Origin of the sequence: Candidatus Enterococcus huntleyi, assembly GCF_009933175.1 — a bacterium.
Lineage (GTDB): Bacteria > Bacillota > Bacilli > Lactobacillales > Enterococcaceae > Enterococcus_K > Enterococcus_K huntleyi.
In genome coordinates this window covers 1-15,463 of record NZ_MAEJ01000003.1, presented here as the reverse complement: position 1 = coordinate 15,463, position 15,463 = coordinate 1, and the positions used below count along the sequence as shown (strand labels likewise).

At 37.9% G+C, this 15,463-nt stretch carries 14 protein-coding genes; 1 reads left to right on the top strand and 13 read right to left on the bottom strand.

What is annotated here, in order from left to right; translation table 11 throughout:
- Nucleotides 1–30: 30 nt before the first annotated feature.
- From dnaJ to hemW, 5 genes are all read right to left on the bottom strand, one after another.
- Nucleotides 31–1,194, bottom strand: a complete 1,164-nt coding sequence (gene dnaJ, locus BAU15_RS03355) for a molecular chaperone DnaJ (RefSeq protein WP_161841354.1) — start codon at nucleotides 1,192–1,194, stop codon at nucleotides 31–33.
- Nucleotides 1,195–1,493: 299 nt separating this feature from the next.
- The gene (gene dnaK / locus BAU15_RS03350; RefSeq protein ID WP_161841353.1) at nucleotides 1,494–3,323 is read right to left on the bottom strand and encodes a molecular chaperone DnaK; all 1,830 of its coding nucleotides are present in this window, start codon (nucleotides 3,321–3,323) and stop codon (nucleotides 1,494–1,496) included.
- A gap of 53 nt (nucleotides 3,324–3,376) precedes the next feature.
- A complete protein-coding gene (grpE, locus tag BAU15_RS03345) occupies nucleotides 3,377–3,934 on the bottom strand; it encodes a nucleotide exchange factor GrpE (RefSeq protein ID WP_202622707.1) in 558 nt (185 codons plus the stop codon).
- A gap of 93 nt (nucleotides 3,935–4,027) precedes the next feature.
- On the bottom strand, nucleotides 4,028–5,059 hold the full coding sequence (gene hrcA, locus BAU15_RS03340; protein WP_161841351.1) for a heat-inducible transcriptional repressor HrcA: 1,032 nt from the start codon (nucleotides 5,057–5,059) through the stop codon (nucleotides 4,028–4,030).
- Nucleotides 5,060–5,399: 340 nt separating this feature from the next.
- A complete protein-coding gene (hemW, locus tag BAU15_RS03335) occupies nucleotides 5,400–6,563 on the bottom strand; it encodes a radical SAM family heme chaperone HemW (protein WP_161841350.1) in 1,164 nt (387 codons plus the stop codon).
- 413 nt (nucleotides 6,564–6,976) lie between these two features.
- Here hemW and arr point away from each other — a divergent pair, with 413 nt between their 5' ends.
- The gene (gene arr / locus BAU15_RS03330) at nucleotides 6,977–7,396 is read left to right on the top strand and encodes an NAD(+)--rifampin ADP-ribosyltransferase (RefSeq protein WP_161841349.1); all 420 of its coding nucleotides are present in this window, start codon (nucleotides 6,977–6,979) and stop codon (nucleotides 7,394–7,396) included.
- Between the two features lie 1,194 nt (nucleotides 7,397–8,590).
- Here the strand turns inward: arr and BAU15_RS03325 are convergent.
- The 8 genes from BAU15_RS03325 to BAU15_RS03290 form a co-directional block, all read right to left on the bottom strand.
- Entirely contained in the window at nucleotides 8,591–9,508 is a 918-nt protein-coding gene (locus tag BAU15_RS03325) for an NAD-dependent epimerase/dehydratase family protein (RefSeq protein WP_161841348.1), read from the bottom strand.
- The gene (locus BAU15_RS03320) at nucleotides 9,509–10,198 is read right to left on the bottom strand and encodes a type 1 glutamine amidotransferase domain-containing protein (protein ID WP_161841442.1); all 690 of its coding nucleotides are present in this window, start codon (nucleotides 10,196–10,198) and stop codon (nucleotides 9,509–9,511) included.
- A 5-nt stretch (nucleotides 10,199–10,203) separates the two neighbouring features.
- Nucleotides 10,204–10,530 (bottom strand): ArsR/SmtB family transcription factor, encoded by a 327-nt coding sequence (locus BAU15_RS03315; protein WP_161841347.1) that lies wholly within the window; start codon nucleotides 10,528–10,530, stop codon nucleotides 10,204–10,206.
- Between the two features lie 256 nt (nucleotides 10,531–10,786).
- Nucleotides 10,787–12,496 carry a Na/Pi cotransporter family protein gene (locus tag BAU15_RS03310; protein ID WP_161841441.1) on the bottom strand — a complete coding sequence of 570 codons (1,710 nt, stop codon included), beginning with the start codon at nucleotides 12,494–12,496 and terminating at the stop codon, nucleotides 10,787–10,789.
- A gap of 446 nt (nucleotides 12,497–12,942) precedes the next feature.
- Nucleotides 12,943–13,299 (bottom strand): DUF4180 domain-containing protein, encoded by a 357-nt coding sequence (locus BAU15_RS03305; RefSeq protein ID WP_161841346.1) that lies wholly within the window; start codon nucleotides 13,297–13,299, stop codon nucleotides 12,943–12,945.
- A gap of 169 nt (nucleotides 13,300–13,468) precedes the next feature.
- Nucleotides 13,469–13,855, bottom strand: a complete 387-nt coding sequence (locus BAU15_RS03300) for a DUF2255 family protein (protein ID WP_161841345.1) — start codon at nucleotides 13,853–13,855, stop codon at nucleotides 13,469–13,471.
- A 159-nt stretch (nucleotides 13,856–14,014) separates the two neighbouring features.
- Nucleotides 14,015–14,638 (bottom strand): cyclophilin-like fold protein, encoded by a 624-nt coding sequence (locus BAU15_RS03295; RefSeq protein ID WP_237580121.1) that lies wholly within the window; start codon nucleotides 14,636–14,638, stop codon nucleotides 14,015–14,017.
- Complete coding sequence (locus BAU15_RS03290) at nucleotides 14,631–15,197, bottom strand: DapH/DapD/GlmU-related protein (protein WP_161841344.1); 567 nt, start codon at nucleotides 15,195–15,197, stop codon at nucleotides 14,631–14,633. The genes BAU15_RS03295 and BAU15_RS03290 overlap by 8 nt, the downstream gene beginning before the upstream one ends.
- Between the last annotated feature and the right edge of the window lie 266 nt (nucleotides 15,198–15,463).

Genomic DNA, 15,463 nt, shown 5'->3' with positions numbered 1-15,463 from the left:
CCACCGAAGTAGTCTTTTTAATTTGCTTGCTTATCTTTTCTTTTTACCGCCGAAAGCGTCTTTCATTTTATCGAAAAAACCTTCTTCTTGTTGCTCGCTGACTTCTTGTCCGCCAGCTTTAGCAAAGGCCCGTAATGCTTCTCTTTGTTCTTCATTTAAATTCTTAGGCGTAATCAACTTCACTTTGACATGTTGATCCCCTGTTGAACCACCACGTAAACGAGGCGCACCTTTTCCACGCAGACGGAAGTTTGTTTCACTTTGCGTTCCTGCTGGAATCTTCAACTTCACATCGCCATGAACAGTTGGCACTTGGACTTCATCACCCAAAGCAGCTTGAACAAAACTCAATGGTAATTCATAGAAAATCTCTGCGCCATCACGGTCAAATATATCGCTCTCTTCCACATGGAAAATTACATATAAATCACCATAAGGTCCGCCATTCGTACCTGCTTCTCCTTGATTAGACAAACGCATTTGTTGGCCTTCTTCAACACCGGCAGGAACATTCACTTTGACAGAGTGAGCTTTCTTTTCATGACCTGAACCATGACAAGTTGGACAAGGATCTTTGATTTCTTTCCCTGTTCCACGACAAACATCACAGGTTTGGCGACTCATTACACGACCAAGTGGCGTTTGACGTTCGACATTAATTGAGCCTGAACCATGACATTTATGACAGGTTTGCGGCTGCGTTCCAGGTTTTGCACCATTCCCACTACATGTATGACAAAATTCTTCACGATTGTACTTAATTTCTTTTTCGATACCGAAAATTGCTTCTTCAAATTTCAGTTCAACCGTATATTGCAAATCAGCCCCTTGTCTTGGAGCGTTCGGGTCAACAGAGCGCCCGCCACCACCAAAGAACGAATCGAAAATATCTTCGAAGCCACCAAAGCCGCCACCACTGAAACCTCCGCCGCCGAAGCCGCCAAAACCACCAGCACCGCCGTAGCTTGAATCTGTTCCAGCATGACCATATTGATCATAGGCTGCTTTTTTCTGCGGATCACTTAATATTTCATAGGCTTCAGAAACTTCTTTAAATTTATCTTCAGCATCTGCTTCTTTGTTAATATCTGGATGATATTTTTTGGAAAGCTTTCGATATGCTTTTTTTATCTCATCATCCGAAGCCCCTTTAGATACTCCTAAGACTTCGTAATAATCTCGTTTTGTTGCCATAGGCTTTCCCCCCAATTAGTTCAATAATCGACTATCTGATTATTCACGTCGTTGCTATCATATCATAGTTTCAAAAAAAGCTGAATACTTTAATTAACGATTTATGATAACAAGCACTTCTCAAAAGAAAGGGGGTGTGACAAAACTCTTGTCATCCCCCCTTTTTTTTCCGAATAAACGGTGTTCCATAAGTAGCTTCTTCAGAAATAAGCTGGAATTCCCAAAAAATTCAAGAAGCAATTTTCGGAAATTCCTTCTTATTTATCGAAGCTGACCACTTCTGTCATAACCTTTTCTGATTATTTATCGTCACCGTCTACTTCTTCAAAATCGGCATCGACTACATCATCTGCTCCGCCTTGTGCTGCTTCAGGATTTTCTTGTGCTTGTTGTTGAGCAGCTTGTTCATACAATTTCACTGTAAGATTTTGTACGATTTCGTTCAACGCATCACGTTTTGTTTTCATTTCTTCGATGTTGTTCGCTTCAACAGCCGCTTTTAATTCATCACGAGCTTCTTCCGCTTTTTTAACTTCATCAGCATCTACTTTACCTTCAAGGTCTTTCAATGTTTTATCGACAGTGAATAATAAAGCATCGACATCATTACGTAAGTCAACTTCTTCTTTACGTGCTTTATCCGCTTCGGCATTTGCTTCAGCATCTTTCACCATACGTTCGATTTCTTCATCTGATAAACCTGAAGAAGATTTGATTGTAATTTTTTGTTCTTTTTGTGTACCTAAATCTTTTGCAGATACATTTACAATCCCGTTTTTATCGATATCGAAGGTTACTTCAATTTGTGGCACACCACGAGGGGCAGCTGGAATATCAGTTAATTGGAAGCGACCTAATGTTTTGTTATCTGTTGCCATTGGACGTTCACCTTGTAATACATGAATGTCTACGGCTGGTTGGTTGTCTGCTGCTGTTGAGAAGACTTGTGATTTACTTGTTGGAATTGTTGTATTACGATCGATTAATTTAGTGAAGACACTACCCATTGTTTCGATCCCTAATGATAATGGTGTTACATCAAGTAAAACGACATCTTTCACGTCACCAGTGATTACGCCACCTTGAACAGCAGCACCCATTGCTACTACTTCATCTGGGTTAACTGATTTGTTTGGTTCTTTTCCTGTTTCTTTACGAACTGCTTCAACAACCGCTGGAATACGAGTTGATCCACCAACTAAAATAACTTCGTCAATTTCAGATTGTGATAAACCAGCATCTTTTAATGCTTGGCGAACAGGTTGTTTTGTACGTTCTACTAAATCTTGTGTTAATTCATCGAATTTTGCACGAGTTAATGTTAATTCTAAGTGAAGAGGTCCAGCTTCGCCAGCTGTGATAAATGGTAAGCTGATTTGAGTGCTTGTTACACCAGATAAATCTTTTTTCGCTTTTTCAGCAGCATCTTTCAAACGTTGAACAGCCATTTTATCTTTAGATAAGTCTACGCCGTTTTCTTTTTTGAATTCAGCAACCATGTGGTCAATGATTTTGTTATCAAAGTCATCCCCACCAAGATCGTTATCCCCAGCAGTAGATAATACGTCGAATACGCCATCACCTAATTCAAGGATTGATACGTCAAATGTACCCCCACCAAGGTCAAATACTAAGATTTTTTCATCTTTATCAGTTTTATCTAAACCATAAGCTAAGGCAGCCGCTGTTGGTTCGTTGACGATACGTTCTACTTCAAGTCCAGCAATTTTACCAGCATCTTTAGTTGCTTGACGTTGGGCATCGTTGAAGTATGCAGGAACTGTGATAACCGCTTTTTCAACTTTGTCGCCTAGGTAATCTTCCGCAAAGCCTTTGATGTATTGTAAAATCATCGCAGAAATTTCTTGAGGTGTGTAAGATTTGCCATCCATCTCAACTTTGTAGCCAGCTTCGCCCATGTGACGTTTGATTGAGCTTACAGTATGCGGGTTAGTCACTGCTTGACGTTTAGCCACTTCACCGACTTGAATTTCGCCATTTTTAAATGACACAACTGAAGGAGTCGTACGATTTCCTTCTGGATTTGTAATAATTTTTGCTTCTCCGCCTTCTAAGACTGCAACAGCAGAGTTTGTTGTTCCTAAGTCAATACCAATAATTTTACTCATAATAAAAGTCTCCTTAAAATTGTTTTATTTGTGTTTATTTTTTATATTAAGCACTATTGTGCAACGATAACCATTGAAGGACGTAAAATACGTTCATGTAACTTATAACCTTTTTGTAAAACTTCAACAATTGTTTCCGGTTCAACGCCGTCTTGTGTAGGAACGGTCTGAACAGCTTGGTGCAAATTAGGATCGAAAATTTCGCCGCTGGCAGGAATTTCTTCCACACCTTCATCTTTCAAAGCAACGCGTAGACTTTCAAGCACCATCTCCACGCCTTTTTTCAAGCTTGCTCCTTGATCATCGCTGACTTCAGTTGCTAAAGCTCGCTCCAAGTTATCGATAGCCGGTAATAATTTTTTAGCCAAATCTTGTGAACGATACCGTTGTAATTGTTCTCGTTCATTTTTATTTCGGTTACTCATATTGGCCATCTCAGCCCGTGCGCGTAAAAATTTATCTTCCATCTCAGACAATTCAATCTTTAATGCATCAACTTCAGATACTTCAACAACTTCTTCGGTTGTTTCAACTGTTTCTTCAACCTGTTCAGTTGATTCAGCGGTCACTTCGTCTTGAAGCTCTTCATTCTTATTCTCTTCTTTCAAAATCCTGACTTCCTTTCCTAGCGAATTCTTCGATTGTCCATCGAGTCACTCAATCTCTATATTCAAGGAATAATATCCTCTATAGCGTACTTATTTTTATTCCAACGAACGATAATATTCAGCGAGCTTGCTGGCTAATTCAGTTCGGAACGTATCAACTAAACCAAACATCTTCGAATACGGCATACTAGCCGGACCCAATAGGGCAATTGTCCCTCGTCCATGCTCTTCAATCTCGTAAGTTGCTTGAATCATACTCATATTTTGTAACAATTCATTACCTATCTCTGAACCAATTCGGATTTGAATATTGCCATCCATTGGCGCTAATAACTGGGTCAGTTCGTCGGCATCTTTCATAAATGAATACATCGATTTAAATTGGTTTAAATCTTGTTGTGGCTCAAAATTCAACAAATTCATCTTACCACTGACATAGATTTTTTCCTCAAATGCTTGCCCAAATACAGACTCGAATAAATCTAAAATCCCTTCGGTTGTTTGGAAATACTTATGCAAGATCATAGGAATTTCGGTTCGTAATTTATGATAAACGGTTAATAACGGTTGCCCAACTAATTTATCATTAATAATTTGAACCATTTTTTCCAAATCAGCACTACTGATCGCCGTTGGAATTGAGAAAACTTGACTCTCAACGTTTCCCTTGTCCGTCACAATAATCGCAATAATTTGACGATCATTCAATGGCACAATCCGGAAGCCAGTCAACTTTCTCTCCTTAATCTCAGGTCCTAAAGAAAAGGCCGTATAGCTAGTGAGACTAGAAAGAATTTCAGCAGACTGTCGAATAATCTCATTAATTTCATGAAACTCCTGGCCAAATGATTGATGGATTATTTGCATATCATCTTTATTTACACGAGCAGGCTTCAACAAATGGTCAACATAATATCGATAACCAGCCATCGAAGGAATCCGCCCAGAAGATGAATGTGTCTTAGCTAATAAGCCGACATCCTCTAAACTCTTCATTTCATTTCTAATGGTTGCAGAACTGGCCTGGATACCATCTTCCATTAACTTTTTTGATCCAACTGGACTGCCATTACTAGTATAATTTTGGATGATTAGACGCAAGATATTTTTTTGTCTTTGTGTTAACATCGCTTCATCACCTTTCGTTAGCACTCCTAGTTATTAAGTGCTAACACAATTAATAATATAGCAAGTCTTTCGAATTCTGTCAAGAAAAAATACATATTTTTTAGCACTCTCTTCCGTCGAGTGCTAATCCTTATTTTTAAATAAGAAATAAAAGACATCTGAGTAGCATAAAATCAGATATTTGCGCTGATTTCCTTAGCTGAACCTCTTAAATTTTAAACAAATATCCTTGCCATTCTCTTAAGATTTTCTTAACGATTTAATAAAAAAATGACCTTGTCCATCCGTGTACTCGACTCACTAGTACACAAATTTCTAAGGTCACTTTATCTTCTATTTTTTAACTCAATAAAAACTTTTCAAACACTTGATTTCCAAGGAATAATCCCTGCTTTGTCATTTTTACAGAACCGTTTTCTTCTATTATAAGACGTTCTTTCTTCAACTGCTCAATAACTTCCCCATACACGTCAGCCAAAGCTACTTGATACTTTTCGAAAAAGACATCTGTAGACACGCCTACTTTTTTTCTCAGCCCTAAAAACATTTCCTCTTCCATTTGATTCTGCTTAGTTAGTTCTTCTGTTTCTACAACAGGTAGAATCCCAGACTCTAACGGCTTCAGATAATGCTTAATTGGCCCGTGATTTTTGTAACGCATTTGACCAAGATAGCCACTAGCTCCTGCACCAATGCCATAATACTCTTCATTATTCCAGTAAATCAGATTATGCTGACTCTCTTTACCCGGCAAAGCAAAATTACTGACTTCATATTGATGACGACCAGCTTGTTCCATCGCCTCAATCGTTTCTTCAAACATCTGGCTCTCAACTTCTTGATCCGGCAACTCCAAGCGACCTTGTCTGACCCAATTCATAAACATCGTCTTATTCTCTAAAATCAACGAGTATAAAGAATAGTGTGGCAAATCAAGCGCCAGTGCACGATGCAACGTATCTCGAAAACTTTCCAGCGTTTGGCCCGGCAAAGCATAAATCAAGTCAATACTAACATTGCGGAAATCTTCTTTTTCCAGAAAATCCATCGTCTGATAAACGTCTTCTGCCGTGTGCTTACGACCAATTTTTTTAAGCAATTGATTATCGAAGGTTTGGACGCCCATCGACAAGCGATTCACGCCATAATTCTTCATCACTCGCAGCTTCTCCTGGGTTAAATCACCAGGATTCGCCTCCACTGTAAATTCATTGGTCTCCTGAAACGGTAGACGTTCACGTACACCTTGTAATAAACGATCCAGCTGTTTCGCTGATAAAGAAGTCGGGGTTCCACCACCAATGTAGATTGTCTTGGTATCCTGACTCGGGTACGCAGCTTTGATTAATTCAATCTCCAGCAGCATCTTTTCGATATATTCATCCACTGGCTGGCCTTCAATAAAGACCTTATTAAAATCACAATAGTAACAGATATGCTCACAAAACGGGATGTGAATGTAGGCAGATCGATTACTCGTGTGTAAATTATTCATTGTTGTCATTTTGTTAATTCCTTCCAAAAACCTAAAGTTCTCTTACTTGAATTAGGTATGATTGTAGTCTATCATTTCTCAATTGCTTCCGCTATTATTCAATCTTAGTGTTGAAAAAATAAGTATCTGATTAGGTTGCCATTCATTTTAACATACTCTTTCTAAAGAAAAGTAGGTTATATTTGCTTTTAATTACAAAAAGTCAGATTAAACATATGACTTTCGATCACACATTATGAAATATATTCACATTGTTGTCAGCAAAGTTATAGAACATCAAATTATTTAGTCATGTCATATTAGTTACTAATTTAGTTTCTGCCATTCTTTTGGGAAGTTCTTCTTTGAAATCCATAGTTGTTCGTGCTATCCTAGCAAGGTATAAAATCACCTTTTATTCCATCAATTGGAGGCAGAACAGTATGACAGAAAAAACAAAACCTCTCGATTTAGGTCCCTTTTTTCATGGAACCAAAGCGGAGTTACCGCTTGGTGACTTACTCGTATCTAAAAAATCATCTAATTATGAAGAAGGTCGGATTTCTAATTTCATCTACTTCACAGCTACCTTAGAAGCAGCCAAATGGGGCGCTGAATTAGCCAAGGGAGATGGACAAGAACGAATCTATCTTGTTGAACCGACTGACACGTTCGAGAATGACCCAAATGTCACCGATAAAAAGTTTCCTGGCAATCCGACTCGTTCTTACCGCTCACAAGCGCCGTTAAAAGTTGTCGCAGAATTAAGCAGTTGGACACGCCACCCGCAAGAAACAATCGATCAAACACTTGCTTATCTAAAAGAATTAAGCGATTCAGGAAAAAGTGAAATCATCGATTAGTTCATAAGAAAAGGCATGGGGTAACAACTGACGATCTTCTTCGGAAAGCTAAAAAATGATCTCTGTCGCTATAATTTTTAATCTACAAGAGATAATACTTTCACTTCAAATAAGTGGCACAAACTTACGAATCAAATACCACAGTTGTCTAATTTTATAATTCATAAACTGTTATTTAACTTAGGCTAGAGATATAAAATAGTCACTTTTTTCCCTACTAGTCTTCATTCGCACACTTTTTATAAAGAACAGCGAGGTAAAAAAGCTGATTTTGAAAGAAAAACCTTCTAGGCAATGGATTCTTGCCATTTGACGCTCTTCTAAAAATTTCTAAAACTGTGCGAATAGACACTAGTGGAAAAAACAGCGAAATCTCTATGCGAATGAGGAAAAGGATTAGATATAAATTTTATTTTTTGATTTTATTATAAAAATTGCCCGTAGAATCCCCTATCTATAGGATTCTCACTCCCTTGTACATTTCAATTCGAGCACTTTAGTGAGGAGAAATGTCCAGTTTATTCCCACTAGTCTTCATTCGCACAGATTTCACGGTAAAAAGTGAAGTGAAAAGAGTAACTTTATCATAAAAGCCTAATAGGTAATGGATTCTTGTCATTTGACGCTCTTCTAAAAATCTCCAAAACTGTGCGAATAGACACTAGTGAGAAAAAAACCAAAAATCTCTAATTACCGACACTTTATTAAAAATTTTAAAAAGCGATTTGTTATTGCCAGTCCTGCTTACCAAGTTTCGCAGTAGCAGGATTGTAGGCGTAGAGCAATCTTGTGAACTGGAACAGTTCACTCCATTTGAAAGCTCCTAACTGCCAGTCCTGCTTACTAAGTTTCGCAGTAGCAGGATGATAGGCGTAGAGCAATCTTGTGAAATGGCACATTCCCTACCTTCCATTTAGCTAGCTGAGCTGATTTAGGAATGAAATCAAGTTCTTTATTAAGCTACTTGCGACCAGACTGCGAATTTTTTTGACGGATAGAATAGGTTAGTATGACACAAACACAGTATTCCGGACAAATAGAACCTGCTAGAAAACTTATTTCGCATAACTCTCTAGCACGCGCAGTAGTTACATTTTCTTTACTACTAAAAATAGAGAGCAGCAATTTTCTGAGTACAAATTTACCTAGAAAATCGCTGCTCTCATTTTTTAGTCGAACGAATTAACTCACACTTTATTCGTGCATTAGCTCCGTTATCCCTTCTTCAAAGGTTGTGACTTTAAACTCCGGGAAACGATTCTTGAATTTATCTGAAATGAATTTATTATCTACTTGGTAGCGTGGCAAGAGCTCTTTCATCTCTTTTAAGCGTTTATTGAACAGACTGCCCAAACGAAACTGCCACATTTTAACAACCGTATACTTGAGTTCTTTTTGTAAAATAGTTTCTGTCATTTCAATCAGCTGCGCATACGTTTTACTTTCATCACAAGGTAAATGCCATGTTTGACCGTAAGCATCTGCGGTGTTGCCAATCAATGCCATTGCACGGCTCGCATCTGGTGTCCAAATCAATGTGCGCAAAGCTTGGTCATTCAAAGGAACTTGCAATGCCTTCTGATTCTTAGCATTATCAAAAATCATTGTATTCGTGAAGCTTTGTGTTCTACCTGGTCCATAAAATTCAGGTGCTCGACAAATGACTGCTTCAATCTCGTTTGTTGCCATTTTATCTAGGAGCATCTGCGCGATTTTTGCCCGGACAGTCGCTTTTTTTCCTACTGGTTGAAATGGACTTTCCTCGGTTTGCGGCATACTATCTTTTTGATACATATAGGTATTGTCAAAGAAGACTAGTTTACTATTATTCTGGATACAAGCCTCAATCACATTCTTCATCATGGTCGGAAACTGCTGCTCCCACAACGCTGAAACCATCGGTAGTCCGGCTGTAAAATACACGATTTCACTTCCTTTGACTGCGCGATTTGTCTCTTCAAAGTTCAGTAAATCCGCTGCCACAAGCTGGTCACTCTCGTGAATTTTTCTAGGATGTCGGCTGACTAAACGAAGATCAGTCGTATAGTTGTCGTGTAGCTCTTTGACCAACTCTTCACCAATTTGTCCAGTACTCCCAAGAATAGTTTGCATCTAACTTCTTCCTCCATTCAATTCATTAATCAACAATTTGGCAACTGCGCGTACAGAAAATGGATTTTGTCCTGTAATTAGTTGACCATCCTGTATTGCGAACTCCTTGTAGAAACGTTTCTTCTTAAATATTGCGCCATTTTGCTCGGCCACTTTCTGATTTAGGAATGGCACGACGGAACGTTTGCCGGCGATAATTTCTTCCATCGTGGTAAAACCAGTTAGCTGTTTGTTGGCAATCAAATAGTTACCTTCATCATCTTTACAATTTAATAATCCTGCTACGCCATGACAAACGGAAGTCAAATAGCCACCTTGTACATAGATTTCTTTGGTAATATTCTGTAAGTCTGTATTATTCGGAAAATCCCACATCACGCCATGACCACCTGTATAATAGATAGCAGAATAATCACTGGCCACAATCTGATTAGGACTCATAGTATGCACCAAGCCACGCTGTATAAAATCGGGATCTTCATACACAGCAACAATTGATTCATCCGTATACTTCAGGCTCCTAGGATCCAGAGGCACAAAGCCGCCTAATGGACTGACAAAATCATAGGCAATTCCTGCCTTCTTTAACTCATCGATAAATTCTGCCGCTTCCCCTAACCATAAGCCAGTTAATTCATAGGTCCCAGAATATCTAGTCACATTCGTTTCTACAATCAAAACTTTTTTCAATTGACTCATCCTTTTTCCATAAAATTAGTTAGTTGATCCAGCAGACGTTTTAGCTTATTAATTTCGCCTATTTCATGTGTCAAAAAATAAAAATTCTTCGTACCTTCACTCCGAAATTTGACAATCTTTGCCTGCTTCAACACCTTCAGATGATGAGAAACAGCTGGCCTTGATAGCTCAATCGTCTCCATCAAATCTGTCACCTGTAATCCTGAACAATCCTTCTCTTCCATTAAGCGAAGAATAATCTGTTGCCTCTTTTCATCGCCCAAACAAATCAAAAAGGGACTCAGTTCTGAAAAACGTTCTCTCAATTCATCCATTGTATCCATCGATAAACTCCCATCACATATTTTTATTCACTAGATAATTACATAATTTATTTTAATCGCTCATTGGTTTAATCTATTAAACCAATAGATTATAAATATGTCAACTATTAGGCTTGATTTCAAATATATAGCTAAAAATTCATTAACCAGAATAGTTTTAGTGCCTAGAAATACTAAAGAGCCAGATTTTCAGGAGAAAAACAACTCCTCAAATCTGACTCTTTGTCTATTCTATGGTTCTTTTATCGTTTAACTATTAATTCTCAACAATCACTGGATTAATCGATTGCTCGACAGTAATCGCGTCTTTTCCGTAGCGTTCGCCAAGCACATACTTAGCCATATGGACTGAACGATCACTCATCCGCTCTAGGTTAGAGGCTGAATCAATAAATAGCATGCTATCTGCTGCTCGTCCTTGTCCGCTGTTCATAATTGAAATGTATTTCTTACGTAGTAATCGTACACGTTCGTCGATTTCTTCTTCACGTTCCAATATATGTGCGGCCACCGCTTTGTCATCTTTCTCAAATGCATTAAGCGAATCGACAATGTTTTTCTTCACTTTACTGAATAATTCAATCAAATCTTCATCATAAGTCAGCGTAAGTTCTCGGCTCGAAGTTTTTCCTTGTTTCTTATCTTTTGCCTGTTGTTTTTTCTCTAACTTAATCGCTTCATCGATATTTGAAATAATATTTCCGCAATGATCGCCAATCCGTTCTAAATCTTTGGTTAATTCCAACATCATGGTTTGTTCGTGACTTTCTGCAATCGTTAATTCAGTAGATGACAGCTGCACAAGATATTCTGTTAATCGATTATCCATATCGTTAATGGCTGTCTCATATTGGATCACATTGTCTCGATCAATTTGGTCTTGTTTTTCATAGAAAGATGTAGTTGCATCGTAAGCGCCAATCACATATTCACCCATTTGCAATAACTCGATTTTCGCCTGATTTAACGCTAGAGTTGGTGAGTTTTGAATAATCGCTTCATTTAAATTAGATGAGCTGAAATTGATACTGTTATCCGTACCTGGAATAATCTTACGCACCAATTGCTCAATTTGACGAATAAACCAAAACTGAATAAGTAAGTTAGAGAAGTTAAAGATTCCATGCGCCACAGCAATCTGCATCGCTGGATTCAAACCGAAAACCTCCGTTACTTTCAAGACAACTGAAGTAAATGGCGATAACAGAAGCGTAAAGATAATTGCCCCAACTAAGTTAAAGACCACGTGTGAAGCCGCTGTTCTTTTCGCCGCAATACTCGTTCCTAAAGCAGCAATAACCGCTGTGATTGTCGTCCCAATATTGTCACCAAAAAGAATCGGCAAGGCCGCTCCAATCTCGACACTTCCTTGAGTATACAGCTGTTGCAAAATCCCAATCGTCGCACTCGAACTTTGTAGAACCATTGTTAATAAGGTCCCAATCCCCACACCTAGAATCGGATGGTGAGATACATTAACCATCAAATCAGAAAATTGTGGAAGCTCCTGTAGCGGTGCCATCCCATTACCCATTAATTTCAAACCGTAAAATAAACAACCAAATCCAAAAAGAATTTGTCCGATATTATTAATTCTTTCCCGCTTAGAGAAAAACAATAAAATAGAACCAATCCCCATAATTGGTAAAGCATACGCACTCAAATTAAAACCAATGATAAAGGCTGTAACGGTGGTTCCCACATTGGCACCCATAATCACGCCGATTGCTTGTCTTAAGGACATAAAGCCCACACTTACCAAACTCACTGTTAAAACAGTCGTGCCTGAACTACTTTGAATGATCGCTGTGACCACTAAACCAGCAAGTACTGCACGTAATGGTGTCGATGTAAACGTGTTAAGTATCTCTCGCAAAGAGTCGCCTGCCGTTTTCTGCAAGCCATCTCCCATATACTTCATACCAAATAGAAAAATTCCTAGCCCTCCGAGAAATAAAAATATCATTTCCTGATAGGATACTTCCACAACTACTCCTCCTTATAATAAATACCAAAATCGTACTTACAAAACAGCATAAAAAAGTGGAGCCAATGGAAAGCTGTAAGTTCCTTTTTCTCATTCGCTTCATTTTTAACCAATTATAGTAAGTAGTAAAAGAAATTTATAGAACATGATCTTACCCATTCGCCCAATCTGAAAGTGCCTTTTAGCATATATGTATCCCTATTATTGACTTGTATGTAGCGAATTTCATAGGATCATTCCACCGTAGATGAATTCTTCTATAGATTACTTTTCTTTAGAATAGCATATTCAAACAAAATAACCTACAAAAATTTCACGCCTGCCAGTATGTTTTTGTAGGTGCTGTTATTTTGCTGAATAGATTCTGATTTTACGTGAAAAAATGTCTGTCTAACTGATTATTTCTAACAGCAGATTCCTTCTATTTAGTCTTCTAATTTTTGAATCGCTTGTTCTTCTGTTTCTACGAAAAAAATAGAATTCCCTTTGTTTGACTCTAGGATGTAATCATTCAGACTCTGACTATTGTATTTCGCAAAGTTCCCAATAATTGCTAGGCGCAAATTGTAGGTAATAAATTTCTGAAACGCATCACCTAGTAATCCTGTTTTTAAATCGAAGAACTCTTCCGCAATCATCGCCTCGTCAATAATAATCTGATTAGAATTCGCTTCAAAAGAAACGGTCATAATGAAATCTAACGCTGACTGTGTATCCTTAATTTCCACCTTATTACTCTTAACCCGTACGATTTCTGAAGACTTTATTTTTTGGATTTGCATAGTATTACTCCTCACTTTTTCTTTCTGAGTAAGTATAGCATTTATCAGCGAGGAAATGTATTCACATTTAGATAAGAGAAAAATAGCACCTGACTACTAAAATAGGAAGTCAGATGCTATCATCTCGTTCAATTGTCATTTATCTGCGAAGTACCTCTTCTCAGGTTATTTATTCCACTGAGTCATCGATTGGAATAAATTCAACTGTTGCTGACTTAGCTAACTGGCCAATCATATGAGCTAAATAAGCACTACCAGCATATTTTTTCTCATACCCTTTATCGATTGCTTCATTCAACGATTCATCCTGAACGATTCGAATATGGACTTCTTTTTCTATACCACCAACTGAAAGATGTCCTCGTCCTTCTCTTTTTGCTGATTGATACCAACGAGCCGATTGACCACTATAACCTCGGGCAAATAGTCGTCCATCTGCTTCAGCAATCCAAATCCAAGCGGGAGCATGCATATTCCCATCCGGATTAGGAATTGATAAATACAAATTCTCATCATTTCCGATTGCTTCTAATTCCTCATTAAGCCATTTTGTCATGCTACTCATCCTTTCAACTGATTCATTTGTCTATGTCTTATACATTTAGCATACCGCGATGTATTGCTTGGGTCTAATACTTATCTAGAATGGTCGTATGCCTAGGAAGCATGAAGATTTAATGGACATTATTTGCTTGTTTTTGATTGTTTTGTTCTATCATTCTTTCTGTTCTTCGATTGAAATCCGCACTGTCTTTTCATTTTCTAAAAAGCTGAGTTCTTCTGGATTTTTGATTTTCCCAATTCGCGTATAAGAATAGCTCGTCTCGAAAGACTTGTAGAAAATCACCAGACAGTCTGATCCAAATAACATCACATCGCCTTTTTCGATTCTATTTATAGGTGTTGAATTTGTTGGCAACTCCTCAGCCAAATAATTATATTTTTCATTTCGGTGCAAATCAGCCATATCTAAAGAGAGAGGAAACCGTTCCTTTAAAGCTTTCGCCGTCTGGTTAGCTTCCAATAAAAGTTCAAACTTTTCCTCATTACAAATTAAATAAGTTCTCGTCCCAGAAGCCTCACTTATCTTTGTTGTTTGTTCTGTATTCGCTACCTTTCTAGCAGTCGTTGCCTGTTCTATCTCTATCCCTGATGCATTCTCCGAACTGGCAGAGGAGGTGGTCGATTTATTTGTCGAACAGCCGACTAAAAATAATAAGCTGATAAAAATCAATGCCCTCAGTGCCAATCGTATTCCGAACATTTCTTGTCCAACTTCTCGCCGATTTTTCACCTTGCCACCAGTCAGTAGTTTAAAAATATTCATCCGTTTATTCATCCAATTTCCGAACTTCTTTGGCCGGACTACCTGCGACAATCACATTTGCTGGGACGTCTTTTGTGACAGTTGAATCAGCAGCGATAATTGAATTTTCACCGATGGTAATACCGGGTAAAATTGTCACATTCGCTCCAATCCAAGCATTTTTCTTCACCAGAATTGGCGCAACCGTGATGCCTCTTCTACTAACAGGATCAAGCAGATGATTGACGGTAATTAATCGACTATCTGGACCAATCAAGACTTTATCTTCTAGTGTAATTCCACCTAAATCAACAAAAGTCACATTTTTATTAATGAAAATGTCTTTCCCCATCGTAATATGACCGCCAAAATCACTATAAAAAGGTTGTGAAACCGTCGTTGAAGGATCAATTTTCTGTCCAGTCGTCTGTTCGAGAATGTCTAACATCTCTTGATTCGTGTGATACTGCATATTCATTTCTGCTAATAGTTTTTCGTTAGCCAATTTTACGTCATGCAGCTCAATACTGATTGGCGAGTTCGCAAAAATATCAATTCCTTGTAGACGTTCTTGTAAATTTTTAGTATTCATTTTCTATCATCCACCTTTTTCAAATCTCTTTCTTCTATTGTAATCAGTTCTTCTATCCATGACTAATACTTAAAATGAATACTCTATTATAACTTTTAGCTATACGTTTATTTTTATATGCCACCAGTTTTTCATTGTTCTAGCTCTTCTCAATTTTCTGAGTCGCTATCCCTTCTTACACACAGAAAAAAACTGAGCCAGTAGCTGTTACACCACTGACTCAGTTTCATCATTATTTAAAAATCATGGTTCTATAATATTTAGTG